The sequence below is a fragment of the Alcaligenes sp. DN25 genome (genome assembly GCF_023674485.1).
GTDB classification, from domain to species: domain Bacteria; phylum Pseudomonadota; class Gammaproteobacteria; order Burkholderiales; family Burkholderiaceae_B; genus Alcaligenes; species Alcaligenes phenolicus.
In genome coordinates this window covers 2,435,722-2,461,663 of sequence record NZ_CP098408.1, presented here as the reverse complement: position 1 = coordinate 2,461,663, position 25,942 = coordinate 2,435,722, and the positions used below count along the sequence as shown (strand labels likewise).

Annotated in this window: 27 protein-coding genes, 4 tRNA genes and 1 riboswitch; of the genes, 19 read left to right on the top strand and 12 right to left on the bottom strand. The window is 54.1% G+C overall.

All coding sequences use genetic code 11. The features are described 5' to 3' along the window. Positions 1 to 208: 208 nt before the first annotated feature. A tRNA-Leu gene (locus NBV64_RS11515) sits at positions 209 to 293 on the bottom strand. Positions 294 to 455: 162 nt separating this feature from the next. On the opposite strand from NBV64_RS11515, the gene NBV64_RS11510 reads away from it, so the two are divergent. After that, positions 456 to 1,028 (top strand): PadR family transcriptional regulator, encoded by a 573-nt coding sequence (locus NBV64_RS11510; protein WP_022983141.1) that lies wholly within the window; start codon positions 456 to 458, stop codon positions 1,026 to 1,028. A 2-nt stretch (positions 1,029 to 1,030) separates the two neighbouring features. Beyond that, positions 1,031 to 1,831 carry a siderophore-interacting protein gene (locus NBV64_RS11505; protein WP_250755835.1) on the top strand — a complete coding sequence of 267 codons (801 nt, stop codon included), beginning with the start codon at positions 1,031 to 1,033 and terminating at the stop codon, positions 1,829 to 1,831. On the opposite strand, the gene NBV64_RS11500 is transcribed toward NBV64_RS11505, so the two are convergent. Then, positions 1,828 to 2,172 carry a hypothetical protein gene (locus NBV64_RS11500; protein ID WP_035272353.1) on the bottom strand — a complete coding sequence of 115 codons (345 nt, stop codon included), beginning with the start codon at positions 2,170 to 2,172 and terminating at the stop codon, positions 1,828 to 1,830. The genes NBV64_RS11505 and NBV64_RS11500 overlap by 4 nt on opposite strands. A 117-nt stretch (positions 2,173 to 2,289) precedes the next feature. Beyond that, positions 2,290 to 2,383: riboswitch (SAM-I-IV-variant riboswitch) on the bottom strand. A 153-nt stretch (positions 2,384 to 2,536) separates the two neighbouring features. On the opposite strand from NBV64_RS11500, the gene NBV64_RS11495 reads away from it, so the two are divergent. Next, a tRNA-Leu gene (locus tag NBV64_RS11495) sits at positions 2,537 to 2,621 on the top strand. Between the two features lie 132 nt (positions 2,622 to 2,753). Here NBV64_RS11495 and NBV64_RS11490 read toward each other — a convergent pair. Then, positions 2,754 to 3,632, bottom strand: coding sequence for a LysR family transcriptional regulator (locus NBV64_RS11490; protein ID WP_009458923.1), 879 nt, complete (start codon positions 3,630 to 3,632; stop codon positions 2,754 to 2,756). A 153-nt stretch (positions 3,633 to 3,785) separates the two neighbouring features. Here NBV64_RS11490 and NBV64_RS11485 point away from each other — a divergent pair, with 153 nt between their 5' ends. The 3 genes from NBV64_RS11485 (at position 3,786) to NBV64_RS11475 (ending at position 7,012) form a co-directional block, all read left to right on the top strand. Beyond that, a complete protein-coding gene (locus NBV64_RS11485) occupies positions 3,786 to 5,168 on the top strand; it encodes a M20 family metallopeptidase (protein WP_250755834.1) in 1,383 nt (460 codons plus the stop codon). A 70-nt stretch (positions 5,169 to 5,238) separates the two neighbouring features. Then, on the top strand, positions 5,239 to 6,516 hold the full coding sequence (locus NBV64_RS11480; RefSeq protein ID WP_250755833.1) for an MFS transporter: 1,278 nt from the start codon (positions 5,239 to 5,241) through the stop codon (positions 6,514 to 6,516). A 241-nt stretch (positions 6,517 to 6,757) separates the two neighbouring features. Continuing rightward, positions 6,758 to 7,012, top strand: coding sequence for a heavy-metal-associated domain-containing protein (locus NBV64_RS11475; RefSeq protein WP_031231948.1), 255 nt, complete (start codon positions 6,758 to 6,760; stop codon positions 7,010 to 7,012). A gap of 496 nt (positions 7,013 to 7,508) precedes the next feature. Here NBV64_RS11475 and NBV64_RS11470 read toward each other — a convergent pair. Further along, positions 7,509 to 7,593, bottom strand: a tRNA-Leu gene (locus tag NBV64_RS11470). Positions 7,594 to 7,701: 108 nt separating this feature from the next. On the opposite strand from NBV64_RS11470, the gene rnr reads away from it, so the two are divergent. The 3 genes from rnr to NBV64_RS11455 all read left to right on the top strand — a co-directional run bounded on the left by rnr (position 7,702) and on the right by NBV64_RS11455 (position 12,389). Then, positions 7,702 to 10,179, top strand: coding sequence for a ribonuclease R (rnr, locus tag NBV64_RS11465; RefSeq protein WP_009458934.1), 2,478 nt, complete (start codon positions 7,702 to 7,704; stop codon positions 10,177 to 10,179). A gap of 69 nt (positions 10,180 to 10,248) precedes the next feature. After that, complete coding sequence (gene rlmB / locus NBV64_RS11460; RefSeq protein WP_009458936.1) at positions 10,249 to 10,995, top strand: 23S rRNA (guanosine(2251)-2'-O)-methyltransferase RlmB; 747 nt, start codon at positions 10,249 to 10,251, stop codon at positions 10,993 to 10,995. Between the two features lie 158 nt (positions 10,996 to 11,153). Next, on the top strand, positions 11,154 to 12,389 hold the full coding sequence (locus NBV64_RS11455; protein ID WP_021446494.1) for a cystathionine gamma-synthase family protein: 1,236 nt from the start codon (positions 11,154 to 11,156) through the stop codon (positions 12,387 to 12,389). 13 nt (positions 12,390 to 12,402) lie between these two features. Here the strand turns inward: NBV64_RS11455 and pdxR are convergent, their stop codons facing one another. Further along, positions 12,403 to 13,875, bottom strand: coding sequence for a MocR-like pyridoxine biosynthesis transcription factor PdxR (pdxR, locus tag NBV64_RS11450; RefSeq protein WP_250755832.1), 1,473 nt, complete (start codon positions 13,873 to 13,875; stop codon positions 12,403 to 12,405). A 320-nt stretch (positions 13,876 to 14,195) separates the two neighbouring features. Here pdxR and NBV64_RS11445 point away from each other — a divergent pair, with 320 nt between their 5' ends. Genes NBV64_RS11445 through NBV64_RS11435 form a run of 3 tightly spaced genes read left to right on the top strand, consistent with a single transcriptional unit; the run spans position 14,196 to position 17,142 of the window. Beyond that, entirely contained in the window at positions 14,196 to 15,755 is a 1,560-nt protein-coding gene (locus tag NBV64_RS11445) for a nitrite reductase (RefSeq protein ID WP_250755831.1), read from the top strand. 13 nt (positions 15,756 to 15,768) lie between these two features. Next, positions 15,769 to 16,113 (top strand): c-type cytochrome, encoded by a 345-nt coding sequence (locus NBV64_RS11440; protein ID WP_009461228.1) that lies wholly within the window; start codon positions 15,769 to 15,771, stop codon positions 16,111 to 16,113. 48 nt (positions 16,114 to 16,161) lie between these two features. Continuing rightward, positions 16,162 to 17,142 carry a precorrin-2 dehydrogenase/sirohydrochlorin ferrochelatase family protein gene (locus NBV64_RS11435; protein WP_009461227.1) on the top strand — a complete coding sequence of 327 codons (981 nt, stop codon included), beginning with the start codon at positions 16,162 to 16,164 and terminating at the stop codon, positions 17,140 to 17,142. Positions 17,143 to 17,509: 367 nt separating this feature from the next. On the opposite strand, the gene nirJ is transcribed toward NBV64_RS11435, so the two are convergent. Genes nirJ through cobA form a run of 7 tightly spaced genes read right to left on the bottom strand, consistent with a single transcriptional unit; the run spans position 17,510 to position 22,912 of the window. Beyond that, positions 17,510 to 18,643: a heme d1 biosynthesis radical SAM protein NirJ gene (gene nirJ / locus NBV64_RS11430; RefSeq protein WP_250755830.1), complete on the bottom strand. Its 1,134-nt coding sequence runs from the start codon at positions 18,641 to 18,643 to the stop codon at positions 17,510 to 17,512. A 2-nt stretch (positions 18,644 to 18,645) separates the two neighbouring features. Further along, positions 18,646 to 19,143: a siroheme decarboxylase subunit beta gene (gene ahbB / locus NBV64_RS11425; protein WP_009461545.1), complete on the bottom strand. Its 498-nt coding sequence runs from the start codon at positions 19,141 to 19,143 to the stop codon at positions 18,646 to 18,648. 1 nt (position 19,144) lies between these two features. Continuing rightward, positions 19,145 to 19,630 (bottom strand): Lrp/AsnC family transcriptional regulator, encoded by a 486-nt coding sequence (locus NBV64_RS11420; RefSeq protein ID WP_035272387.1) that lies wholly within the window; start codon positions 19,628 to 19,630, stop codon positions 19,145 to 19,147. Beyond that, on the bottom strand, positions 19,623 to 20,618 hold the full coding sequence (gene ahbB, locus NBV64_RS11415; RefSeq protein WP_250755829.1) for a siroheme decarboxylase subunit beta: 996 nt from the start codon (positions 20,616 to 20,618) through the stop codon (positions 19,623 to 19,625). Before ahbB (NBV64_RS11415) ends, NBV64_RS11420 begins: the two co-directional genes overlap by 8 nt. Continuing rightward, positions 20,599 to 21,759 (bottom strand): cytochrome D1 domain-containing protein, encoded by a 1,161-nt coding sequence (locus tag NBV64_RS11410; RefSeq protein ID WP_009461551.1) that lies wholly within the window; start codon positions 21,757 to 21,759, stop codon positions 20,599 to 20,601. Before NBV64_RS11410 ends, ahbB (NBV64_RS11415) begins: the two co-directional genes overlap by 20 nt. Continuing rightward, positions 21,756 to 22,079, bottom strand: a complete 324-nt coding sequence (locus NBV64_RS11405) for a c-type cytochrome (protein ID WP_035272739.1) — start codon at positions 22,077 to 22,079, stop codon at positions 21,756 to 21,758. Before NBV64_RS11405 ends, NBV64_RS11410 begins: the two co-directional genes overlap by 4 nt. Before the next feature lie 50 nt (positions 22,080 to 22,129). Beyond that, entirely contained in the window at positions 22,130 to 22,912 is a 783-nt protein-coding gene (gene cobA / locus NBV64_RS11400) for a uroporphyrinogen-III C-methyltransferase (protein WP_250755828.1), read from the bottom strand. A 574-nt stretch (positions 22,913 to 23,486) separates the two neighbouring features. Between cobA and NBV64_RS11395 the strand changes: the two genes are divergently transcribed. The 7 genes from NBV64_RS11395 to NBV64_RS11370 all read left to right on the top strand — a co-directional run bounded on the left by NBV64_RS11395 (position 23,487) and on the right by NBV64_RS11370 (position 25,934). Further along, on the top strand, positions 23,487 to 23,759 hold the full coding sequence (locus NBV64_RS11395; RefSeq protein WP_003799450.1) for an HU family DNA-binding protein: 273 nt from the start codon (positions 23,487 to 23,489) through the stop codon (positions 23,757 to 23,759). A gap of 91 nt (positions 23,760 to 23,850) precedes the next feature. Next, positions 23,851 to 23,926, top strand: a tRNA-Val gene (locus NBV64_RS11390). Positions 23,927 to 24,268: 342 nt separating this feature from the next. Beyond that, on the top strand, positions 24,269 to 24,478 hold the full coding sequence (locus tag NBV64_RS11385; RefSeq protein ID WP_274984779.1) for a cold-shock protein: 210 nt from the start codon (positions 24,269 to 24,271) through the stop codon (positions 24,476 to 24,478). A 178-nt stretch (positions 24,479 to 24,656) separates the two neighbouring features. After that, complete coding sequence (locus NBV64_RS11380) at positions 24,657 to 24,824, top strand: hypothetical protein (RefSeq protein ID WP_022983143.1); 168 nt, start codon at positions 24,657 to 24,659, stop codon at positions 24,822 to 24,824. A gap of 220 nt (positions 24,825 to 25,044) precedes the next feature. Further along, positions 25,045 to 25,317, top strand: coding sequence for a hypothetical protein (locus NBV64_RS11375; RefSeq protein WP_250755827.1), 273 nt, complete (start codon positions 25,045 to 25,047; stop codon positions 25,315 to 25,317). Positions 25,318 to 25,384: 67 nt separating this feature from the next. Then, positions 25,385 to 25,546, top strand: a complete 162-nt coding sequence (locus tag NBV64_RS19155) for a class I SAM-dependent methyltransferase (RefSeq protein ID WP_336971620.1) — start codon at positions 25,385 to 25,387, stop codon at positions 25,544 to 25,546. After that, positions 25,488 to 25,934 (top strand): class I SAM-dependent methyltransferase, encoded by a 447-nt coding sequence (locus tag NBV64_RS11370; RefSeq protein ID WP_250757278.1) that lies wholly within the window; start codon positions 25,488 to 25,490, stop codon positions 25,932 to 25,934. The genes NBV64_RS19155 and NBV64_RS11370 overlap by 59 nt, the downstream gene beginning before the upstream one ends. The last annotated feature ends 8 nt before the right edge of the window (positions 25,935 to 25,942 follow it).

Here is a 25,942-nt window from a genome sequence, read left to right as displayed (position 1 = left end):
GTTTTGAATACGTCTGCCTTCAGTCCAAAAGGAGTTTGATTTTTCGGAAGGTCGTACCGCTGGAAGAGAGCCCCGGTCATATCAACACTGATTGGATCTACGTATCTGACTTCCTCGTCTTCAAACAGGGGTTCAAGCTGCTTGCTTTCAGAGACGGAAAAAACAAAAAGCCGACCATCTTGCGATGATCGGCTTTTTGAGGAATTTGTGGTGCCCAGGAGAGGACTCGAACCTCCACACCCGAAGGCACATGGACCTGAACCATGCGCGTCTACCAATTCCGCCACCTGGGCTTTTGATCAAGGCTGCTGCCCGTCTCAAGCATTCAATTATAGAGTGAGTTTCCTTGGGAAAGCAAGCATTTTTCACTCAATAAATTTAATTTCAATTTCTAGTTGATTGGCATTCTCATTATCATTATAGTGTGTCATGTGATATAGCATAAGAGTATAGACATGAAATTCAACACAATGGATGTCGAGCGGATGCTGCTGGATATGGGCCAAGGCCGAAAATACTCTGCTCGGGCCATGCAGCTCATGCTGATGGCCCTGCTCAAAGAGGGCAGTACTCACGGGTATCAGTTGATACGCCGTTTCGCGCAGCTTAGCCAGAACAGCTATGTACCCAGCGCTGGTGCGGTCTATCCCGCCCTGGCGTATTGCGCCACGCAAGGCTGGGTGCTGATTGAAGAAGAAGGCCGTCGCAAGATGTACAGCCTGACCAAGGAAGGGCACACGTATCTGGAAGAGCAAAAAGAAAAGTGCGATTACCTGATGCAGTCCCTGACCTATCGCGGGCGCAAGCTGGTGTGGATACGGCAGATGCTGGCCGAACACAATAGCGACGAGGATTTGAAGGCCGCGCAGGAACAAACAGGTTGGTTGCCGGAGTTCGTCCAGGTACGCCACAGCCTGAAGCAGGCCATGTTTGAACAATCGACAGCCAGTCTGGAACGACAGGCAGAGGTGGTGGCCATTTTGGAAAAAGCCATCGCTGACATACGGAACTTGCCCAAGGAGTCTTAAGAATGCAGTCTGAACAATTAACGCAGAAAGTTGCTCATACCTTGAAGTTGCGTTTGCTGACCGTAAAAAAGCGGCGCGAACTGGGGCCTGATATGGTGCGCATCACCCTGGAAGGCTCGGATCTGGAAGGTTTTTATACCCCTGGCTTTGATGACCATGTCAAACTGATTTTCCCGGACCCTGTCACTAAAGAATTGCGACTGCCTCAAATGGGCGAGCGTGGCATGGTCTTTGCCGCCGGTCAGGAAAAGCCACCTATCCGCGACTACACTCCTCGCGAGTTCCGCGAGCAGGAAAAGGAGATGGATATTGATTTTGTGGTCCACGGTGAAGGCCCTGCATGCCAATGGGCCATGCAAGCTAAAGAGGGCGACAAGCTCGGTGTGGCCGGCCCGCGTGGCTCCTTCCTGGTCAGCAAGGACCTGGATTGGCAAATCCTGATTGGCGACGAAACCGCTGTGCCTGCCATGGCGCGACGAGTGAAAGAACTGTCTTCCAATGTGAAGGTGCAGGTTTACGTATTGGCACGTAATCTGCTGACAGTCGGTGCGATGGAGGCACCGGACCATGTCACGGTGAACTGGATTCCTTCGCTGGCCGGTTTGAATGGCATTCTGGACGCATTGCGTGCCGCACCCGAGTTGAGCGGCACCGGCTATGTGTGGGTCGCAGCAGAATATTCCATCGCTCAAAGCTTGCGTGAGTACTGGGTGCAAGATCGCGGCCTGGATAAAGGCGCGATTCGGGCCAGCAGCTACTGGCGTCAAGGCGATCAGGGCGACGACGCCCCACGCTTGGACTAAGCGGCTTTTTGCTGAGGGTAGGGCTGGGCGCGCAAGCGTCCGCCCACGTTCAACACGGGTTGTAAATCTGTATCCAGCACCGTATTGGGATGAGCCAGACGGTGTTCGTCAATCAGGCGGGCAATGGCATCCATGTTCAGCAACAAGGTGCTGTCAATATCGTGCTGGAAGCGGGCCCAATAGCCACCGCGACAACTGGAACCCAGCCAGCGCGGCTCGTAATCTCCGACCTTGTCAGCATGTACTTCGCACACTACAGCCAGCCGTGAACAACCGGGGTGCAGGACAATGCGGTAGTGGTGCTGCTCTAAAGTCAGGTGGTAGCAAAACGGTGCAGACATGAAACACTCCTGTTTAGCTCTTGGAAGGGGCTTCCGGGTGAGCAAGTTGGATTAAAGGACCCTTTGCCTGGAAACAACCAAGCATAAAAAAACCCGCTGGCAGCGGGTTCGTGTCTTGATGATCCCATTGATTGCCAGATGGCCATATCTTGAATCCACCTTGTGCGGGTACACAGGTTGGCATGGGTTGTCCCAACTCTTGATATAGCAATAAGCATAAAAGCGATTCTTATGAAGTGCAAGGGCTGCGCTTATTTCTGTCAGACATGAAAAAAAGCAGAAATAGTTTGCATTCTTTCAAAACCATGTTATAGTTCTTTTCTGTCTTGCAGAGACGAGTTGAAAAACAAATCCAGCAGTCAGAGCCCAGGTGGCGGAATTGGTAGACGCGCATGGTTCAGGTCCATGTGCCTTCGGGTGTGGAGGTTCGAGTCCTCTCCTGGGCACCAAAATTCCTCAAAAAGCCGATCATCGCAAGATGGTCGGCTTTTTGTTTTGTGTGTTCACAAAAAGAGGCGTGAGCAACTAGCTGCAGAGCATTGTTACAGCCAACCTAAAGGAAAGCTCAGTCATCGTGTTATTCAAACTTCCTTCAGTTCCCGGATCAAGGCTTGCAGAAAAGTGTTGACGCTTTGAGGTAGTGCCCGCTTTGCCATACTTAAAACCTGTAGATCCCTGTCCAGGCGGGGGTCCAGTATGGGAACGATTTTCAGACCGTGGTCCATGCTGCTGCGATGGCTGATCGACGCCCCCAAGGCAATCGCGTTGGTACGACGGACGAACTCGTGCAGTACTCCCGAATAATTGCAGGTAAATACCTCGTTGAAGACCAGCTTCTCCATCTGGCAGACATGATTAAACAACTGCTTTTGAGTTAGCTCCTCTCCGGGCATCACAATGGGGTATGGCTGCAGTTGGGTCAAGGATAAACTGCGTGCCGCATTCAGGGGGTGCTCAGGTTGCATGATGGCAAAAATAGGTGAAAGGCAGGAGTAGTTCACTTCAATGTCGGGTACCGGGGCCGTGCTGAAAATGACCCCGAGATCGACCTCTCCGCTTCTGACCATTTCCACACAGTCATCGGGCGAGCTGACCTTCAAGACGAACCGCGCCAAAGGGGTTCGGTTGGAAAACTCAGCCATGACCATGGGTAGAAAATAGCGGGACAGGCCCTCTGTGGCCGCCACTCGTATCAAGTGTGCCTGGGCATAGTCGTTCTGCCGCAGGCTTTGCAAGATTGCTTCTTCCTCCAATCGCACACGCAGGGCATGTTCGGCTAGGGCCTGACCTGCTGCCGTCAGTACCATTCCCCGCCGTCTGCGTTCGAACAGCGTAACGCCTATGGATTCCTCCAACAGGGTGATTTGCCGGCTGATTGCGCTGGAGGCAATGTGCAGTCGTGCACTGGCTGCTGCCAGTGATCCTGTTTCCATCACCGCCAGAAAGTACTTGTAGTCCATGATTTTGCTCAGCTAATCCCGTCTGTACCGATAGTTTAGGACTTAACTTAAGAATTCTAAAAATTAGTTCATTCTATTCTAAAGATAGAAATATACAGAAGGCAAAACGAATTCTATAGTCCTCTTTCCTATCAATAAGACAACGAGACAAAAATGGGAAAAAGTAAAGCCTTGTCCAGGGTGCGCGCCTATTTTGAGGAGGGCGGTTTCGAGCAGGACTTGCGCCGTCGAGTGGCGATTCAAAGTGACAGCCAGACTGCGGAGAAAGTGGATCAATTGCAGCTCTACCTGGATCAGGAGCTGGGCCCTTCCTTGGTGAAACTGGGGTTTGAGGTCCGTATCCTGGCCAATCCCAAAGGGGCAGGCCCCATCCTTCTGGCTCACCGACATGAATCCGATGAGCTACCCACGATTCTGACCTATGGGCATGGCGACGTGGTGCCCGGACATGACCATCAATGGCGTGAAGGCTTGGCGCCTTGGGAATTGAAGATCGAAGGGGAGCGTTGGTACGGCCGGGGGACGGCGGACAATAAAGGCCAACACAGCATCAATCTGGCCGCGCTGGAACAGGTCATTCAAGCTCGCGATGGGCGTTTGGGTTTCAACCTCAAAGCCATCTTTGAGACGGGTGAAGAGCGAGGCTCGATCGGTTTGCGCGAGTTTTGCGAACAACATGCACAGAGCTTGTCGGCTGATCTGTTTCTGGCCTCGGACGGCCCGCGCTTGAACGCCAATCAGCCGACCTTGTTCTTGGGCTCGCGTGGCACTGCGTTGTTCTCGCTGGAGGTGATTTCGCGTGAAGGGGGGCTGCACTCGGGCAATTGGGGCGGGGTGATGGAAAACCCCGCGGTGGTGCTGGCCAATGCTCTGGCCTGCCTGGTGGGGCCTCAAGGACAGCTGTTGTGTCGCGAACTGACGCCAGGCCCCATACCGGGGGACGTGCTGGCTGCCATTGCAGATTTGGAGATTGGTCAGCATACCTTGGGGCTGGCCTTAAATGCGCATTGGGGCGAACCGGGCCTTAGCTACGGCGAACGTCTGTTCGGCTGGAACACCTTGGAAGTGCTGGCACTGGATGCCGGGAATCCGCAAAAACCAATCAATGCTATCCCGCCTCGTGCTCAGGCTTTTTGCAATTTGCGTTTTGTGCTGGGAACGCAGACAGAGGACTTGGAAAGCACCTTGCGCCAGCACCTTGATGCGCGTGGCTTCGAGCAGGTGCGTATTCATATGGGCCAGATCATGCCTGCCACCAGGCTGGATCTGGGCAATAAGTGGATCGCCTTGATCAAGGATGCGATCAGCAAAGTGACGGATCAGAAAATTGCCGTGATCCCGAATTTGGCAGGAACTGTACCCAACGATATTTTTGCCGATGTACTGGGTCTGCCCACGATCTGGGTGCCACACTCCTACCCCGGCTGCTCTCAGCACGCTCCCAATGAGCACATGCTGACTCCCATTATCCAAGAGGGACTGGACATCATGACCAGCGTTTTCTGGGAACTGGGCGAATTGAACAAGAACACTTAAAAAAACAGACGCCGTTCAGAAGTAACGGCGCATTGCCTTCGGAAACACCGGGGGCAGGAGGAGATAAAAGATGGAGCAGACCAAAAAAGCGGTGGGGCCTTTACCGCGTTCGTTCTGGAAGCCGGTCGCCGCGTCCGTGGTGGGGAATACCTTGGAGTGGTTTGATCTTGCTGTATATGCCTACTTTGCACTGACCATTGGTCGTGTTTTTTTTCCGAGCTCAGACCCTACTGTCTCTTTGGTTCTGGCTTTTGCCACATTCGGGATTTCATTTCTGATTCGGCCCATTGGAGCCGCGGTTATTGGCTCCTATGCGGACAGACACGGACGCAAGAAAGCCTTGTCCCTGTCCATCCTCTTGATGTTATTGGGCACGTTCATGATTGCGGTCATGCCTGGTTATGAAACGCTCGGGCTCATTGCGCCTATCGGTATTTTGATTGCGCGTTTTATTCAGGGTTTTTCGGCGGGGGGCGAATTTGGCAGTTCTACCGCATTTATGATGGAGCATGCTCCAGAACGCTCTCGCGCATTTGTGGCCAGTCTGCAGTTTGCCAGTCAGGGCTTTGGTGTCGTGCTGGCTTCTTTGTTCGGTTATGTGTTGACTTCTACCTTAAGCGAACAGCAGATGCTGGATTGGGGGTGGCGTGTTCCTTTTTTCTTCGGCTTGTTGCTGGGGCCGGTAGGATACTGGATCCGCAAAACGGTGGATGAGTCTCCGGATTTCAAAGAAAGTGAGCCGGGCGGTCAGCCAGTGCGAGAAGTACTGAGTTCACAAAAGGCTTTGCTGTTGATTGCTTTAGGCACCTTGATCTTGTCTACCGCCTCCAACTACCTGATTACTTATATGCCGTCCTATGCGGCGACCACATTGCATGTTCCACAATCCGCCGGATTCTTGGCAACCTTAACAGCAGGCTTGATTCTGACTATTGCTACGCCGTTGGTAGGTTATGTCGCGGGTAAAGTTGGTCGGATCAAGATCATGCTCACCGCTGCCGTGCTGTATGCGATTGCGATCTTCCCGTCCTTCATGTGGTTGAACCGCGAGGCGACCCAAACGGCGCTGATTCTGGTTGTAGGTTTGATGGCTTTGCTCAAAGCCGTGTACTTCGCCCCCTTGGCCGGATTGATGGCTGATGTTTTTCCGGTGCGTACCCGTGTTACAGGCATGTCCTTGAGCTACAACATCGGCGTCACTGTCTTTGGTGGTTTTGCACCTGTGATTGCCACGGGTCTGATTTCACTGACCGGCTCTCCGGTGGCGCCCAGTTACTACCTGATTCTAGCCGCGGCGTTGAGTATCGTGGCCTTGCTGGCAGCCAGTCGCAAGCTGGGTATGAGGTAAGTCAGGGTCGTTCAAGGGAGGGCGGGCACTGCTAACAAGCAAAGGAGCGTGTTCAGAAAACCGTTTTCAGACCGGTTTGCCTGTGGTCAGCGGGCAAGCCGGTTTTTTTGTGTCTGCCTCCAGGCTGGCGCATCGTTCTTGTCCTGGCACCTTGCCGTATCTATAAGATGTATTTAATATATATCTTTATGGGCGGTGGCGATTTCATCAACTGCCTCACCTCATGTTAAAGGGATAAAAAATGCAAGTTGGAATGCTGAAACTGGCGGGTTTGCGACACCCTGAATGCGCCGATAAAGTGGCTATTGCCTTGGCGGCTATTGAAGGCGTACAAGCGGCAGATGCCTCGTTCGAAAACGCAAAGGCGTCGGTTCGTTTTGATGAAACCCAGGTCTCGCTGGAAGATCTGCATGCTGCGGTCGAGCGGGCCGGCTATCAAATCGCCAAACCTGCGCATGGTGAAGATGGTGCATGTTGCGGTGGCTGCGGCGGTTAAACCTACTGCATCCTGAGACTGAAAACCGACTGTAGAAACACAGTCGGTTTTTTATGGTTGTACAAAGCAGGGCAGGCGGTGTTTTGCTTTGAGTGTGTTGCCTTGGCTCCCCAGGTGCTTGCTTCAAGGGGTATTCACAGGCCTGTAAAGAAAGCAGCCGATCATGCGGTGGTGATTCTTTGTGTGGAAATGGCTGTGTGTACAAAAGAAGGGGGTCGTATTGCTGCTTGTTTTCTGCCACAGTCAGACGTAATCGGATTGATGCTGAAGGATAATAAATTCATGGAGCAACCAAATAAGAAAGGCCGACCATTGAGAAATGAGCGGCCTTTCGGAATTTTGGTGCCCAGAAGAGGACTCGGTCACACGGGCGCGACCCCGGTCGGGCTTGCATGCCCGACCTTTCTCGCCCCCACGTCAGGTGCTCAAGCACCTGACTTTCTGGGCTGGAAAGCAAAAAGCCGACCATCTTGCGATGATCGGCTTTTTTGGAATTTGGTGCCCAGAAGAGGACTCGAACCTCCACACCCGAAGGCACATGGACCTGAACCATGCGCGTCTACCAATTCCGCCACCTGGGCATATCGTTGTATGCTTATGGCTGTGCCAAAAGCCTTGAACGACTTTACTGCGTGAGCAGCAAAGAAAAAGGATTATAGGCATACTTTATTAATAATGGAAGTGTCCTTTTGAATAAAAAACATCAAGACAGTACTGAGGACCGTATTCAATCAACGGGCCGTTATGAGTTGCCGCCTGACTTCGACCCGGATACCCCGACTCGGGAAGTGATCCTGGCGGGGCTGCGCGAAGATGCAGACGGCCTGACCATGCAGGCTCTGGCGAAAAAGCTGGGCCTGGGCAAAGAAATTACGGTGGGTTTCGAGCGGCGTGTGCGCGCAATGGAGCGCGATGGTCAGTTGCTGATTTCCCCCGAAGGCAAAATTCGCAAAAATAACCAAACTGGTTTTATCGCCGGCAAAGTGTTGGGCCATCGCGACGGCTTTGGTTTCTTGCAGCGCGACGATGGGCAGCCCGATCTGTTCTTGTCGCCACGAGAAATGGCCAAAGTGTTGCACGGCGACCACGTTATGGTGCGTATCGTCGGTGAATATCGCGGCAAGCCAGATGCCTCGATTGTCGAAGTTACTGCGCGCCACACCAGCAAGCTGGTGGGCCGTTTCCTGCGTGAGCGTGGCACGTTTATCGTGGTGCCCGAAGATCAACGCATCAAGCACGACATCCTGATTCCCAACGGGGACCAGGGCGAGGCCGAGCCTGGTCAGGTTGTGACGGTAGAGATTACTCAGCAGCCCGAGCGCCATCGTCAGCCTTTGGGGCGTGTGATTGAAGTGCTGGGGGAAATTGACGATCCCGGCATGGAAATTGAAATTGCCGTGCGCAAGTTTGAAGTGCCGGTCGATTTTTCCGAGAAGGCGCTCAAGCAGGCTGCGCGCATTCCCGCCAAGGTCAAGCCATCGGAATACAAAGGCCGCGTAGATTTGCGCGATGTGCCTTTCATCACTATTGACGGTGAAGACGCACGAGACTTTGATGACGCGGTGTACTGCGAACGCGTTGATATCGGCACGGGCAAGCGCTCGCGCTGGGCATGGCGTTTGCTGGTTGCGATTGCCGACGTCAGCCATTACGTGCGCTCTGGCGATGCCCTGGATGAAGACGCTCTGGAGCGTGGCACCAGTGTGTATTTCCCGCGCCGCGTGATCCCCATGCTGCCAGAAAGCCTGTCCAACGGGATTTGTTCTCTGAATCCGTCGGTAGACCGTCTGGTCATGGTATGCGATATGGTCGTGTTGGCCGATGGTGCCAAATCCGGCACCGTGTCGGCCTACCAGTTTTATGAAGCGGTCATTCATTCACATGCACGCACCACGTATTCCGATATCTGGAGCGCCTTGCAGCAGCCCACTGGCCCGGCGGCCACCCAGATTCAGCACGTGCTGGAGCCTGTGCAGAACCTGTACTCCTTGTACCGCCTGCTGGCCGAGCGCCGTACTGCACGTGGTGCGATTGACTTCGATACGGTTGAAACCAAGATTGTGTGCAACCCCTTGGGTCGTATTGAACGTATCGAACCCTTGGTCCGTAACGATGCGCACAAGCTGATTGAAGAGTGCATGTTGGCAGCCAATACCTGTGCTGCAGACTTTATTGCCCGCAGCCGTCGCAACGGTTTGTACCGTGTACACGAAGGCCCAACGCCGCCCAAGCTGGAAGCCTTGCGTGAGTATCTGCGCAGTTTAGGTTTGACGCTGGAAGGAGGCGATGAGCCTACTTCTGCGGATTACGCCAAAGTCGTGGCTGCGGCTCGTGGCCGTTCTGACTTTGCCGTCATTCAGACCATGTGTTTGCGGTCCATGCAGCAGGCTATTTACAGTCCGGAAAAAACGGGTCACTTCGGTCTGGCCTATTCGCAATACGCGCACTTCACCTCGCCGATCAGGCGTTACCCGGACTTGCTGGTGCACCGTGTCATCAAGGGTATTTTGAAGGGCGAGCGCTACATTCCGGCTATCGATGAAGATCCGGGCGATGCCGCCTTGCCAGCCAGCAAGCGCGACTTTGCACGTTGGGAAAAATTGGGTGCCTTGTTGTCGGCGCGCGAGCGTCGTGCTGATGAGGCTTCCAAAGATGTGGAAGCCTGGCTCAAGTGCTGGTTTGTTAAAGAGCACGTGGGGGAGGAATACTCCGGCAAGATCAGCGGCGTGACCAGCTTCGGTCTGTTTGTGACGCTGGATACCTTGTATGTGGAAGGTCTGGTCCATGTCTCCGAGCTGGGTGCGGATTACTTCCAGTACAACGAAACCTCGAACGAGCTGCGTGGTGAGCGCACCGGTCTGCGTTATCGCCTGACCGACGCGGTGCAAGTCCAGGTCGCTCGTGTTGATCTGGAAGCGCGCCGTATCGAGTTCCGTCTGGTCAAGGGTGTGGGCTACAAGGCGGTGAAGGCGGCAGCTGAAGGGGTCGATCCATCCGAGCGTCCCATCAAGAAAGCGGCCCCAACCAAACCGCTGGCCTTGAAGGGCACCACGGCATCCCAACGGCGTGCATCGCAAAAGCAGGCCGAGCGGGATGAAAAGCGCAGTGCGGAGAAGGCAGCCAAGTCTGCGAAATCCACGCGTAGCCCTAGAGGACGGCGCCGATAGGCGTACAATGCCAGGCCGGGCTTTTTGCCCGGCTTTCTTTATTTGCTCTTATTTCCCCCAAGGATTGTTATGCCTCAGCAGGTTTTGGCCGGTTTCCATGCCGTTATTGCCCGAGTTCGTTTTAGCGCCGCTTCGGTGCGCGAGGTCTATGTGGATCAGACCCGGCGCGATAAGCGGATGCTGGCCTTTATCGAACAGGTAGAACTGGCTGGTTTGAAAGTCATGGCTGTGCCGGTGGAGCGTCTGGATGGTCTGGCCAAAGGCACGCGCCATCAGGGCGTGGTGGCATTGGCTCTGGAGCAAGAACTGGCCGTCGATGTCAATGAATTGCTGGACGATCTGGAAGAGGCCGGTCAGGTACCTTTTCTGTTGATTCTGGATGGAGTGACAGACCCCCACAATCTGGGAGCCTGCTTGCGTAGCGCCAATGCGGCAGGTGCCCACGCCGTAATTGCGCCTCGTGACCGCGCTGTGGGTCTGAATGCCACCGTATCACGCGTGGCTTGCGGCGGTGCAGAGTCTACGCCTTACATTACGGTGACGAACCTGGCCCGTACCATGCGTATGCTGCGCGAGCGCGATGTCTGGCTGGTCGGCACCAGCGACCAGGCCACGCATACCTTCCACCAGGTCGATGCCCGCCGTCCCATGGCCTGGGTAATGGGGGCCGAGGGCGAGGGCATGCGTCGTCTGACCCGTGAAACCTGCGACGAGCTGGTTTCCATCCCCATGATGGGCGCAGTTGAAAGCCTGAACGTTAGCGTCGCCAGTGCGGTTTGCTTGTATGAAACCTTGCGCCAACGTAGCCAGTCTTAATTTCTTTTAAGTCTTGTTACTTGCTTAATTACTTATTTGTATAAAAAACGGCGGGTTTCATCCGCCGCTTCACCAGATAATAGGTAATTGGCCGTCAGCCGGGCAAAACCCGATCGGCGCTGACGGTGTGTACACGCATTATGGGCTTGGAAACGATCATGGAAGAAAACGGCTTTATTACCTCTACCTTGCACTCTGACCGTCGCTTGGGCACGCAGCATGGCGCTATCCATCAGCCATTGCACCCATCGACCGAGTTCGGTTTTCAGGATGCGCGTGAGCTGGCTGCGGTCTTTCAGGGCAAGTCCGGCTTTACCTATTCTCGTCAAGGCACGCCCACCACGGCGGCGTTGGAAGCCAAGATTACACGCATGGAAAAAGGCATAGGCAGCGTCAGTTTTGCCACAGGTATGGCGGCGCTGACAGCAACCTTGTTTACCTTGCTGCGCCAGGGCGATCACCTGATTGCCAGCAAATTCCTGTTCGGTAATACCAATAGCTTGCTGGGGACTTTGCGCGACCTGGGTGTACAAACCACGCTGGTGGATGCAACTGATCTGGCCCAGGTGCAAGCCGCACGGCAGCCCAATACCCGCATGGTCTTTGTTGAGACCATTGCCAATCCCGGTACACAGGTAGCAGATCTGAAAGGGGTGGGGCAGTGGTGTCAGGACGAGGGTTTGCTGTATGTGGTCGATGCCACCTTGTCTTCGCCGTATCTGTCGCCCGGCCGTGAATTCCAGGCTTCTCTGGTGGTCAACTCCCTGTCCAAACACATTGGTGGTCACGGTAATGCCCTGGGTGGCATGGTGACGGATACCGGCCTGTTTGACTGGACGACCTACCCCAATATTGCCGAGGTCTACCGCACGGGCAATACGCAGAACTGGGGTTTGGTACAGATTCGGAAAAAGGGCTTGCGCGATATGGGCGGCACCTTGTCGTCTGACGTGGCTCACCGGCTGGCCGTCGGTTCGGAAACCTTGCCTTTGCGTATGGAGCGTATCTGTTCCAACGCCCTGGCCTTGGCGCGCCATTTGAAGGCGCATCCCAAGGTCAAGCACGTGCAGTATCCCGGCCTGGAAGATCACCCGCAGCACGAGCGTACGGCTCAATTGTTCGGCAATCGCTTCGGTGGCCTGATGAGCGTAGTGCTGGAAGAGGGCATTGAAATCTTTGACTTCCTGAATCGCCTGAAAGTCTTTGTACTGGCTACGCACTTGGGTGACAACCGCAGTCTGGTGCTGCCCGTGGCCCACACCATCTACTACGAGATGGGCGCTGAGCAGCGCGCTCTGATGGGCATTGCCGACAATCAGTTGCGTATCTCCGTAGGTATTGAAGAGATTATCGATCTGACCTCGGACTTTGATCAGGCGCTGGCCCAGTCCTAAGCTCTTCGCACATCTAGCCATGGTTCAGCCTGGGCTGTATCAGGGCTAGATGCTGCATTGCTTGCTGCAATTCCCTGCATTCCAGATTCGCATAGCCAAACAGCAGATGGCGTGGATTCGTGCTGTCTGTTTCCTGGCTGGCGGCCTGTGCTAAAGGGTAGAGCCGTATGCCATGGCGCAGTGCCGCAGCGGCAACGTGGTGGGCATTTGGGCTTTGTTGTGGCAGGCGAAAAGCCAGATGCATGCCAGCATTGTGTCCGCTGACCACGCCCGTATTTCCCCACACTTTTTTCAGTCCCTGCAACAGCGTATTGCGTTGCTCCAGATAACGGCGGCGCAGGTATTGCAGGTGCCGTGGATAGTCATACTCATCAAAAAAACGTGCCAACACGGCTTGTGTTAGCCAAGGTGACCCGTTGTTGAGCAAGGCCTTGCGAGCAATAAAATCCTGGCTCAGGTGGGGAGGACAGACCATATAGCCCAAGCGCAAACCAGGGCCCAAGGTTTTGGAAAACGACCCCAGATAAATCACCTGCCCGGGGCTCATGGCCTTGAGTGGCGCGGGCAAGGCCGGGCCATAACAGAAGTCCCCGTCATAATCGTCCTCAATAATCAAAGCGCCACTGGTACTGGCCCAAGCCAGTAGCTCCTGTCTGCGACTTACCGTCAAGGTGTGCCCCAAAGGGTACTGATGGGAGGGCGTGACGAAAGCCAACTGAACAGCCTTGTCGGGCAGTTTGTCTGTGCGCAAGCCGTGCTGGTCCACAGGCACGGGAATACTTTGTGCGCGGTGCCGCGCCAGCAAATGTCTGAAGCCGTTGTAGCCGGGCGACTCATGCACCGCACAGCTTTTTTCGTCCAGGAAATGAGCTGCGATCAGACTTAAGGACTCCTGTGTTCCTGCAGTGATGATGATGTGCTCCGGGTCAGCCAATATGCCCTTGCTGGCCGCCAGATAATCCGCAATTTGCAGCCGCAAGCCCCATAGACCTTCAGGCGGTGGATAGTCTGCCATGGCAGAGCCTGCGTAACGCAGCAACTGGTTGGACAAATAAATGAACTGCCGCAGCGGAAAAGCATGGACCGAGGGGCGTCCAATCTTGAAATCAAAACGAACGGGCACGCTGGCAGCAGGCACATGCACACCGCTGGCCTGTGCCGTGCTGGTACGTGGGCTGCGTGAACAGTGGGCCGTCTCCAGCACAAAATCCGGTGCCAGGCGACTGCGACCATTGCGGGTAGGTGTAGCCACAAAGAATCCCCGGCTAGGTTCGCTATGAATCAGATTGGAGTCGATCAGCAAATCATAGGCACCCATGATCGTATTTTTGGAAACCTGCAGCAGAGACGCCATTCGGTTGATTGAAGGCAGGCGATTGCCTTCTTGCAAACGTCCCGAACAGATCAGGGTTTCGATTTGACGTGCAATTTGTCGTTTATACGGTGGGCTATGAGTATGGGAAAGCGTAATCGGTAAAGAAAACATGGCGGGACCGGAAAAATAATCAAAACCATCAAGGGCGAGCCAGGCCGGGCCACTATAGGCAGCAGCCTCTAGTTTTAACTTGAGTTAGGTCAAAATGAATATTCGTTCGTGATAAATTTATCCGGCTTCTTGATCTGCCAACTGGCTCCTTGTCATGGATGTTTTTATCTAGGTAAGAGTATTTAATATCTCGTAATTACGATATAAAAAAAACCATCCCCATTATTTAATCCGTATCCATACCTTCTCAGCAAAAAATAACAATCGTTATAGTTTGTTTGGTCTTGCCCTTTAGCAAGGCAATTGTTGGAGGTAATGGAATGTATAGAAAAATGATGACCCTGGCCTTCCTGTCTACCACCGTCAGCGCGGCTTTGGCGGCCCCGACGGAAGAGCAAGTTCGGGTAGACAACTTGTTTCAGCAAAACTGTGCGGTGTGTCACGCAGCCGACCGGGGAGGGTATATCGCTCCGGGCCTGCACAGTGATCGCCTGGTTCAAAGTGAGATTGCCTTGCGCGGCACCATCATGGCCGGGATTCCGGATACCTTGATGCCACCTTTTGTCGGACGCTTGCCCGACGAGGACATTCGCGCATTGGCCAAGATGATCAAGAACGAGCCCGTGGTGGAACGCACTTGGGATATGGATCAGATACGTGCCAGCGTGAAAGTGCTGGTAGACGAATCCACCTTGCCCGGCAAACCCAATTACGAGATCGATTCCGTCTACGACTTGATGGTCATCATGGCCCGCGGGCGTTATGGGCGGGGCGATGGTTCCAATCAGGCTCGTGCTGTTTTCATCAATGGCAAGAACAACCAGAAGGTGGGTGAAATTGCCACGGTTGGCGCGCCACACATCATGGAATTCAGCCCCAGCCACGAGCGCTGGGGATACCTGAAAAGTGATGATGGCCACGTCTACAAAATCGACTTGTACACCTTGCAGATTGTTCGTCAGGCCAAGGTGGGGCTGACTGGTACGGGTATTGCCTTATCCAAAGATGGCAAGTGGCTGGCACTGAGTTCCTTCGTACCCAACAGCATGGTTATCCTGAAGGCCGACACCCTGGAACCAGTGAAATATATCGCTCTGGAGGGCGAGGACCCGGACGGCAATTTCATCAAATCCGCCGGTGGTCCGATTATTGGTAGTCGTATCAATAACAAGTTTGCATTGACACTGCGCCAAGCCGGACAGATCTGGATTATTGATCCAGACAAGCCGGATATGCCGGTCACCAAACTGGCCAAGGTCGGCCGCATGTTGCACGACACCTTCCTGACGCCGGATGGTCGCTATTCCATGGTGGCCTCTTACGACGACAACAAGTACGTGGCTATCGACCTGAAGGACGACAAGGTGGTACGTGACATTCCGGCTGGCTGTCAGCCCCACGCAGGCTCGGGTGCTGTCACGGAAGTGAACGGCCGCATGCTGGCCTTCGGCACCAATATGGGCACCTGCAAGTTAGGCTCCGTGGTTACTGCCTGGGATGTCAAAGACTTCTCTGTGGTGAAGCAGATTCCTGTTGCCGGAGCCACCGAATCCCCCGCCGCCCATCCTAATGCCCCGTATGTGGCGGTGGACATTATCGACAAGGACAAGCGCGCTTCCTGGATTCAGCTGATCGATAAAAACACCTTGTCCGTGGTGAAGACTTTGGACGTGGGTGGTCATGCCTTCTTCCCCAACTACAACCGCACGGGCGATTACCTCTACGTCAGTTCGGGTTACTGGGGGGATCGCTTGAAGATTTACGACAGCCGCAGTCTGGAGCTGGTAGCTGAACACAAGATGGAAAGCCCATCGGGCATTTTCTCGCGTGCCCGTACCCGTTGGCTCACCATTGGTCAGCCTGAAACCCAAAAATTCTAAGCAAAGGAACGTCATGAAAAAGCTTTTTATGGGTATGGCTCTTGTGGGCCTCTTGGGTTCCAGTGTCGCTTTGGCAGCGGACAAAGCAGTGGGTTTACAAGGCTCGCATGGGCAGTCGCAACTATCGGCCCAGGCATCGTCCATGCTGCCTTTGTGCGCGTCCTGCCATGGGCTGGAAGGTGTCAGCACGGAAGGTATGTATCCCAACCTGGCAGGGCAGAAGGTGGAGTATCTGGTCAAGCAGCTACAGCAGTTCAAATCGCGAGAGCGTAACGATCCCATCATGAGCCCGATGGCCGAGCCTCTTAGCCCGGAAATGGTGAATGAACTGGCTGCCTACTTTTCCAGCCTGAAGTAAGTGTGAACCGGGCGCCAGTGTCTGCTGGCGCCTTAAGGATGTCGTGCAATGAATGTGTTTCCCTTGTTCTTCAATCTGACCGGTAAGGCGGTTGTCGTCGTAGGTGGCGGGACGGTTGCGGAGCGTAAAGTTCGGCTCTTGCTGCGTGCTGGCGCGCGAGTCACCGTCGTCGCACCGGAGCAAACTTCCTGGTTGAGGGCCAGTGCTCAGGCGGGTGCTTTAAGCAGCTTGTTTACCTCCTTTGTTGCCGAGCATATCCACGAGGCCTGGCTGGTTGTTGCAGCAACTGGACGGCGCGAGATAAATCGCATCGTGGCTCAGGCAGCCGACGCCTTGCGTCTGCCCTGTAATGTGGTCGACGATGGGCATCTGTCTACCGTACAAGTCCCTGCCATGGTCGACCGTTCGCCCTTGATGATTGCGGTCTCCTCTGCAGGTTCAGCTCCTGTACTGGCGCGGCGTGTTCGGGAGTGGATAGAAAGCGAGCTGCCTGAGTCAGTAGGGGACTTGGCCGGTTTGCTGGCTCGCCGCCGAGCCGATATCAAACAGGCTTTCCCCGAGGTACATACCCGTCGTCATTTCTTTGATTACGTACTGGATAGTCCTATCCCCGATCTCCTGGCGCAAGGCAAGGCTACGGAAGCGCTGGCAGCCTTTGATGCTGCCTTGAGGACAGAAACCCCTCAGCAGCATATTCAGGTCACCATTTTGCCTATCGCCGACTTGGAGGCAGTGGACTTGCTGACGCTGCGCGCCTTGCGCAAATTGAACCAGGCAGATTGGGTCTTGTACCTGCCACTGATTTTGCCTGCGATTTTGGAGAAGGCACGTCGTGATGCCCGTTTGATGGCCTTGGATCAGGCGGGGGTGGTCTTGCAAGACACCTTGTTGAATCGTGATTTCTGGGCACCCCTGTGCCAGTCCTGGGTGCCAGGCGAGCGCATCGTGATTGCCTGGAAGTCATCGTGGGATGTACAGCCTTTGGTTGAGCTGTTGCAGCAGCAAGGCTTGATCTGTGAGCTGGCCTAGGTGCGCTATCAGCTTGCTTAGGTGAACTGTGTGATGAAGAACTAAGTGAAGTGTTGTTGTTGTTGTTGTTGTTGTTGTTGTTGTTGTTGTTGTTGTTGTTGTTGTTGTTGTTGTTGTTGTTGTTGTTGTTGAGTTTGAGTGAGGCAAGATCGCTTGCCTCACTTTTTTTGGCCCTTCAATTTAGGCCTGTCCAGGCTGGCACTTGAAGCTGGCTGTGTTTTGATTCCGCACTCTTTTTCCCAGCAGCTCACCTGATTTTATTGGGAGTGCTGGGTACTATTTGAGGCTTCAGAAGTCAGGGGGCAGGGCAGAGGTTCCAGAACTGTGGTTGAGTAAAAATGGTTCTTGTTAATTGCCTGGAGGGCGTTCAGACAGTGATTTCCTGATCGTTGAGATAGCATCCCGGATCTTCTGCCCACACATTGCCTGTGCTTTTTTCTGCCCGAGTGCGCGTATTGCCATTGCAGATATCCAGGTAGGCACAGCCAGCACAGCGCCCCTGTACAGGCCTGGGTCGTTGCCGCAGGCCTGTCAGCAAGGGATCTTGATCGTTGGACCAAATCTCCGAGAAAGGCCGTTGCAACACGTTTCCAAGGCTGTAATGCCACCACATGGTGTCGGGATGAACATTGCCACGGTTATCGATGTTCGCAATTCCTTGGCCGGAGGAATTGCCTCCCCATTGGCACAACATAGTCAGAATTTTGGGAGCTTGCTCGGGGTAATGCCGTCGCACCCAGTGCAGAAAGAAAACACCGTCAGCATCGTTGTTGCCCGAGGTGAACTCTTTGGGTTTGCCGGCTTTTTGATAGGTCATGCAGGTTGTGAAAAGCTGCTCCATAGCCTGCCGGGTGACGGCGTGGTGACTGGCCAGGGCGCGGTTGCCCAAACCCCGACCTGCATAGTTCAAATGAGAGAGATAAAAGCGGTCGATTTGTTCCTGCTCCATCACAGCCAGCAGGCCATTTAGATCAACTGCATTTTCTTGAGTCAGGGTAAAGCGCAGGCCTACTTTCAACTGTTTTTCACGGCATAGTCTCAAGCCGTGCAAGGAGGCCGCGTAGGCTCCGTCCTCTCCACGAATTCGGTCATGGCGGGCCTGCAAACCGTCCAGGGAGATGCCTACGTAGTCAAAGCCGCAGTTGGCAATCTGATCAATATTTTGCTCGGTTATCAAGGTGCCGTTGGACGATAGTCCTACGTACATGCCCAGTGTTTTCGCACGTCGGCCCAAGTCGTAAATATCTGGGCGTAGCAAAGGTTCGCCGCCGGACAGGATCAGGGCGCGTACACCGAATTGATGCAGGTCATCCATGACAGTGCAGACTTGTTCGTAGCTCAGCTCGCCAGGGAAGTCCTTGTTGGTAGAGGCAGAGTAGCAGTGGCTGCAATGCAGATTGCAACGACGTATCAGATTCCAGATCACCACAGGGGCCTTGCTGACGCGTGTCGGCGTAACAGGAGCGTGCAGGGCAGCAACAAAACGGGATATCCGGAACATGCTCAAGGCCTCCGTAGACGCAGGCCGGTCTTTTTAAGAATGGCCGTGGAAAACAAAATATCGTGATCGTGCAGGACGCCAGGAAAGCGCTGCGATATTTGCAGGCTGATGCTCTGTGCCTGGGCACGTACCGTGTCATGGTCCTTGCCATGCAGCATGGCGAACAGGTTGTACGGCCACTGGGGTAGACGACGCGGACGACGATAGCAGTGGCTGACTCCGGCTTGCGAGCCTAGCCATGTACCGACTAGGTCCAGCTTGTCGTCCGTGATATTCCAGACGCACATGCCATTGGCTACGTAGCCCAGAGCATAGTGATTGGGGATGGCTGCAATGCGCCGTATCAAGCCTTGGTCCAGCATGGTTTGAAACTGCTTCATGACATAAGCTTCGGATACACCCAACTCTTGCGCCAGTTTTAGGTAGGGCTGTGGCTCTATCGCCAAACCCCGCTGCGAGGCATGGATCAGTGCGGTATAGGCGGGATTCAAATGCACCATATCAAAGCTCCAGTTTCAGGCTTAGGGCGTATTCCTGCTCTTTGGGAAAAGCAAAGACGGGTAGGCCGGTTTCAGCTTCAATTGTCTGCAGGCAGGATTCGATGTCTTGCGGTGTCGCCGTAGCCAGTACAAACCACATATTCAAGGCATGGGCGCGCCGGTAGTTGTGAGCGACTTCAGGATGGCGGTTGACGGCTATGACGGTACTGTCCCAGCGTTTTTCGGGTACGGCCATAGCGACCAGGCAGTAAGCACCGCCTAAAGCCTCGATCTGGAAGAGGGGCCCAAAGCGGGTCAATATCCCGGATTGCCGCAAGTGCTGGACACGTGCAATCAAGGCAGACTCGCTCAAGGCAAAATCAGGTGCCAACTGTGCAAAGGGGCGGGAGCAGATGGGGAAACCATCTTGCAGGCGATTCAGAATGTGGCGATCGGTGTTGTCCAGTTCAACCGGCGCATGCAATGGTGGGGTGTGATGATCAGTCATGATGAGCCGGGCTAAGCAGTGCGCCTCGTTGTTTGAAGCAGCGAGTGGAGAACAACACTTCCTGCGGGAGCTGACCCAAGTCAAAACGATTATTCAACTCCGCATGGTTTGTCAGTACGTCCTGACGGTTTTTGCCGTGAATCATGCAAAACAGATTGTGATTCCAATGTGGCGGGCAGGGCTGCCGCTGATAGCACAGCGTGATGTCGTCTTGCCTGGCCAGCTCCTCGCCTAGGGCATCAATGCGATGCTTGTCTACCGTCCAGACACACATGGCATTGGCTTGGTAGCCCAGTTTTCGATGGCGCAGGACCACGCCAAATCGCCGGAATATGCCTTGTTCCAGAAAGCCGCGTAGCTGTTGCAGCACTTGTTTCTCGCTGATCTGTACTTGCTCTGCCCAAGGCTTGAAGGGGTCGGCTTGAATCTTCAAACCTTGCAAAGAACACTCCAGCAGTTTGCGTTCAGTACTGCCTAATGCGGGCAGCCCCTTGCTTGGCGACAAGGGGCTGGTGCTCTTGGTATGTGGAACAAGGCTAAACCCCAGGTCAATGTGATAGGCCCGGATCATGGGCAAGGACAAGGGCAACAAGCCGGTATGTTCAGCGATGTGCTCCAAGGCCGCCTGCCGTTCTTGTTCATTCGCACAGGTCAGCACAAACCAGAGATTGATGGCGTGTTCGCGCTCGTAGTTGTGGTTCACGGCGGGCAGGGCACTGATCCAGTCTGCAACCGTGTTCAGATCCTTGGCGGGCACATGCATGCCCACCAAAGTGCTGCTCATACAGGCAGGGTTCAGTACTGGCCCGATACGGCTGATGATGCCTCGGTCTTGCCAGCGTTGCAGGTAGTCCATCACGGCTTGTTCGCTAAGCCCCAAGAGCAGTCCCAGCGTGCGGAACGGTCGGGGTTCCAAGGGGAAGCCATGTTGCCAGGCGTTCAATAGTTGAAAGGCAGAAGGGGAAAGATCAGAAACCAATGCGACCACTCCGATGCGTAAAAAACACTCCACTCGGGTGCTGAATATCCAGGCTGTCCAGACGCTTGAAATTGTGGGTGTCGTACACACTGACTTTGTTGTCGTCTCGCGCTGAAATCCAGACAGCCTCACCCCTAGGGGTGAATTCCATGTGGAGAACGGCTTTGCCTACGTCCAAGGTTTGAACCACTTCCAGGGTGGCGACATCAATCACCTGTACCTTGTCGTTGTCTGGAAAAGCGAAGTTCACCCAGACCTGACGGCCATCGGGCTGAGCCATCACAAAAACGGGTTGTCCATGAACCGGAATGCGAGTTTTCTCTTGCCAGTTCACGGTGCTGGCGACCAGAACCTCATGGCGTCCAATGGCCGGTAAAAATAAGTCCTGACCAGCCAAGGACCAACCCCGTAGATGCGGCATTTTGTAGACGGGCAGGGCGGACTCTCCCCGACCATAGCCTTGCAAGATTTTTTGGACTCCATTTTCAGGATTCCACAAATCCAGCATGGCCAGGGCATCCTCGCCAAACAGTCCGGCAATGTAGTACCTCCCATCCGGGGTGACCATGGCATCGTAGGGCTGACGACCCGCTGCAAAACGCCGTGTTGTGGGGCGTAAGGGGTCGGATAAATCGGTCAGCCAGATTTCACCTGCCTCGAACAAGGAGTAGGCAAATTGCTGATTGGGTAAGTCCGCCAGACCAACCACTTTGGCACGTTTGTTGGGGGCGTAGTAAGACGGGACTTCACTGATCAGGGCCAGGGTGTCCGCATCAAAAACCTTGATACCACCCGGTTCGTAGTTTTGCACCACAATCAGCTTGCCATCCTGGGAGATGGCGCCACCTATGGCATTGCCGGACTGAATGATGCGATGAACTAGAACTTGTTGAAGCAGGTCCACTTTGCTCAGGCCGCCGTCCCGTCCAAAGACATAGCCATAACGCCCGTCACGTGAGTAGGTGATATGGGCGTGGGACAGATCACCCAAACCTTCAATTCGTGCCAAGCGGCTGCGATGACTGGTTTCAACGACAGCCACACTGCCCGTCGCACGCTCTACAACCAGCCCCAGGTCATTCGTGCCGCGTAATGGGTTGGCACAGCCGCTTAAAGCGACAAGCAGGCTCAGAGTCATCAGTGCTTTCATGGTGCTGCATCCGATTCATGGAGAAGAAAATGAGCCAGCCAGAGGCTTTCCGCTGGCTGCAAGAAGCGGTTCCAGGCAGGCATGGCTGTTCCGGGACGGCCCTGCATGATCGTCAGGGCGATCTGCTGTGCGCTTTGGTCTTGCAAGGCGTTAGCCGTTAAAGCAGGCCCCAGGCCTCCTTTCAGGAGCAAGCCATGACATGAGCCGCATTCTTGATGAAGCAGCGTCCGTAAAGAGGCTTGCCGCTCCGGTGTCAAAGCGGTTTCATCAGCAGCGGCTTGTTGTGGCCAAAGAAGGGAGAGCAGCACGGCTAGCCACATGTTGGCCAGAAACTGCCTGCCACTGAGCTTGAAAGGGAGGTGCAAACCTTTCACATCAAGGCCCAGGAGGGTGCGCAGGCGAGGGCATTTTGCGTGTTTGAGGCGGGTTGCGGGTAATCCGGATGCAACTGCACCACCTGGCCGATAATCAACAAGGCTGGGGGACTGAAGGTTTGCGCAAGCTGTGGAAGTGTTTGCAAAGTACCCAAGCCCCAGCGCTGGCTTTTAAGCGTGGCATCTTGTGCCAAGGCGATGGGCGTATGCGGGCTGCGCCCATGTTGAATCAAGGCCTGGGCAATATGGCTGCAATTGGCCATGGCCATGTAGAACACCAGCGTACAGGTGGGATCAGACAAGGAGGCCCAGTTCAGTTCCAGCCCCTGGTTGTCGCGCAGGTGCCCGGTGATAAAGCGCACACTGCTGGCCAGCCCGCGATGGGTCAAGGGAATGCCTAGAGAAGCCGCACAACCTGTCGCTGCCGTAATGCCGGGCACGACTTCAACCTGGACTCCATGTTGTTGCAGATACAGTTGCTCTTCGCCCCCACGACCAAAAATAAAGGGATCACCGCCTTTCAGGCGAATAACGCGCTGATGTGTTCTGCTCAAGGACAAGAGCGTGTCGTGGATTTCGTCCTGCATGCTGGGCTTGCAGGCGGCAACTTTACCTACGTCATGCAAGGTGGCCTCCGGATTGATGCAGCTCATGATGGCGCGGCTGACCAGGCGGTCATAGACCACCGCATCTGCATGTTGCAGCAGGTATAAAGCCCGTAGTGTGAGAAGTTCAGGGTCGCCAGGTCCCGCCCCAACCAAATAAACCTTGCCGTGCATCGCTGCGCTCCTTGACGGTAGCAAGTACCGAAATACAGTCAAACAATGCAGAAAATTGTAGGAGGGCAGGCCGCTTCGATATGGGCATGGTTGGTGTTCAGGAGAGGGGTGCAGAAATGAAGCTTCTCGCCCTCAGACAAGAAGGTAGGGTGAGGCTAAGTGCGAGGCATAAAAGGAAATTTATGCGAGCGACGGCTTGCAGAGTCGCTGCTGGATGTGCGCAAGCGCTTGAAAAAATGTTCAAAAACGTAGTATCAGCCAGCTAATTTTTTGGGGTTTCAAAGCCCAAATAACATATTTGAGGCAGCCTGTTAAGTTTCTCGATGCAAAATAGGGAAAGTCCTGCAACTTGTATCAACAGTGAGCAATGATGCGGGTTACAGGGGTTTTTTTGCTTGACACGGGTATTAAACGAAGGCTTAATACGCGGTAGCCAACCGGGGCACTTGTGCGCCCGGTAGCCATGGCAGACGGTAGTGCTTGCTTGCCCTGTCGTTTGTCACTATTAAGTCTGACCGCCACAAACTGGTTCCCGCTGGGGGCCCGTAAAATAATTTTCAGGGGTATTTTCTCAATGAATAAAACCGAGCTTATCGAATTCATTTCCACCAAAGCCGATCTGTCCAAAGCTGACGCTGGTCGTGCACTGGATGCGTTTATCGATGCCGTGACCACCACGCTGAAAGAAAAAGATACGGTTACTCTGGTTGGTTTTGGCACCTTCGCTGTGTCGGAACGCGCTGCCCGTTCGGGTCGTAACCCACGTACCGGTGAAACCATCGAGATCGAAGGCGCAAACGTGCCCAAGTTCCGTCCCGGTAAGGCTCTGAAAGACGCTGTGAATTAATTTTTAAATTAATTTACGCAAAAGACTTGCAAAAAAAAATCTTTGGTCCTATAATTCTTTTTCTTCACAAGAAGAACGGCATCAAAGAAATGGGTGCTTAGCTCAGCTGGTAGAGCGGCGCCCTTACAAGGCGTAGGTCGGGGGTTCGAACCCCTCAGCACCCACCATTTCTTTTGCTAGTCGAATCAAGCACTTAGGTAAAACTAAGTGCTTTTTTTGTGCCTGTTTGGTTTGTATTTCAGGTCAATTCATACTAACGCTGCTCTACCAGACCCGTGCCCTTTGTCGCCAGATATGCCTACTGAAACCATGTAAGCATTGGTAAGGCATTCACCCGCTAACAAGGACTAGTCGTGTTGCGTGTCAATAATCACCCTTGTGTTGGGTCGCAAGTGGCGAAACCGGCAGGGTGCTCCAACCGCTTAGTTTGTAACGGTGCTATCAATATATGCGGATAGCGTCCATAGTGTGTCCAGGGACATTTTTCCCCTGATTAATTAGGACATACATTGAAAACAGAAATTGGTATTGTGAAGTGGTTCAATAACGAAAAAGGCTTCGGCTTCATCATGCCGGAGAGTGGCGATAAAGACCTCTTCGCGCACCACAGTGAAATTCAGGGTTCTGGGTTTAAATCTCTGGAGGAGAACCAACGCGTTTCCTTCGTTGCTGGCGTTGGCCAAAAAGGCCCTTGCGCTACCCAGATCCAGATCGTTTGACCCCCTGCTTGCCTGCATAGGCAAGTGTAGCGTCGGTCGATAAAGCCGAACCCTTTGAAATATTGGGTTCGGCTTTTTCATTTATGTTTCCCCCTCCATGTGGACATATTGTGCTTCTGTCCACTGCTCACAAGTGTCGTATGAGGGTGACTCTATTGGGGACTATGGCCCCAAGGCCATGATGGATTACCTGCCCAAAGCCTACGACGAAGATATTCGTATCCGTGTTGAGGATCAAGGTCCGGTTGTGGCTGGTCGTGACTTGATGGAGTTTACGGTTGAAGACAAGGCGGTCCTTGTCTATGACGAGGCGGGCAAGGAACTGATGCAGGTGCCACGCCGATGATCTTGATTCGAGCGTTCTGCGTGAGAAGCTGAAATACGGGGAGTGGCGACAAAGGCTTATTCCTGCAACTTGTCATGCCTCTCCCGTTTGAACTGCTGCTAGGCAAAGGCAAAGGCAAAGCACAGGCAAGGCAGCGATACTAGCAACAGCTGCCCGGTCTTGAGCGTAGTGGCTATTCAGGCAACACTACACCTTGTCGATATGCGTTCCTCGGGTCTTCATGAGCAAACTACTTTCTTGCCTGTCCCCTCTTGCCACCTTGATTCTGGCATGGCTGGCCTTTATGTTTCTTTTGTTTTTCCCGCCGCTATGGATCTTGTGGCCGGTGCTGGTCGTGTGCCTGGGCTGGATCAATTACAGAGGGATACGTTACGCATTGGGCAATAGTGACAAGTCCAAGCCCTGGCACCTTTGGTTCAATGTGGGCGAGTGCCTGTTGGCGGTGATTGTCCTGACTTTACTGGTCCGTGACCTTGACGTCCCAGCGACCTGATTTTTCCTCTTGTTGTACGAGAAACGTGTTTATGTATTCGGACCCTTGGCTTGATCGCTGGTGACCCTTGATCGCTCAACGTGAAATTTCTTCGCCGGTACTGGAGATAGGCTGTGGTTTTGGCGACGATACGTTGACCTTGACCCAGGCAGGATTGAAGGTGATGGCTTTTGACCTCTCACCCGAAGGTGTGGCAATCGCACAGCAGCGCTTCCGAGGCTTTGATTGAGTGCAGGGATACGCGAGGTCCCTGGCCGCAGGCGGCGAATAATCTTGAGCTGGTCCTGGCCAGCTTGTCCCTGCATTATTTCCCCTGGGATGAAACCCAGGCCATTGTGCGCAGAATCTGGAATAGCTTGCGGCCCGGTGCCTTGTTTTCATGTCGCCTGAACTCCACCGAAGATGTGAATTTCGGTGCCGGGCAGGGCGAGTTGATTGAAGCCAACTTCTATCGCGACCAAGGCAATTGCAAGCGTTTCTTTGATCAGGCCAGTGTAGAGCAGTTATTTGGGGCCGAATGGCGCCGGATTTCTGTCCAGCACATGACATCGCACAAATATATAAAGCAAAAAGCGATGTGGGAGCTGGTGTTGGAAAAAGGGCAGTTGCCAGGCTGATTCCCGGA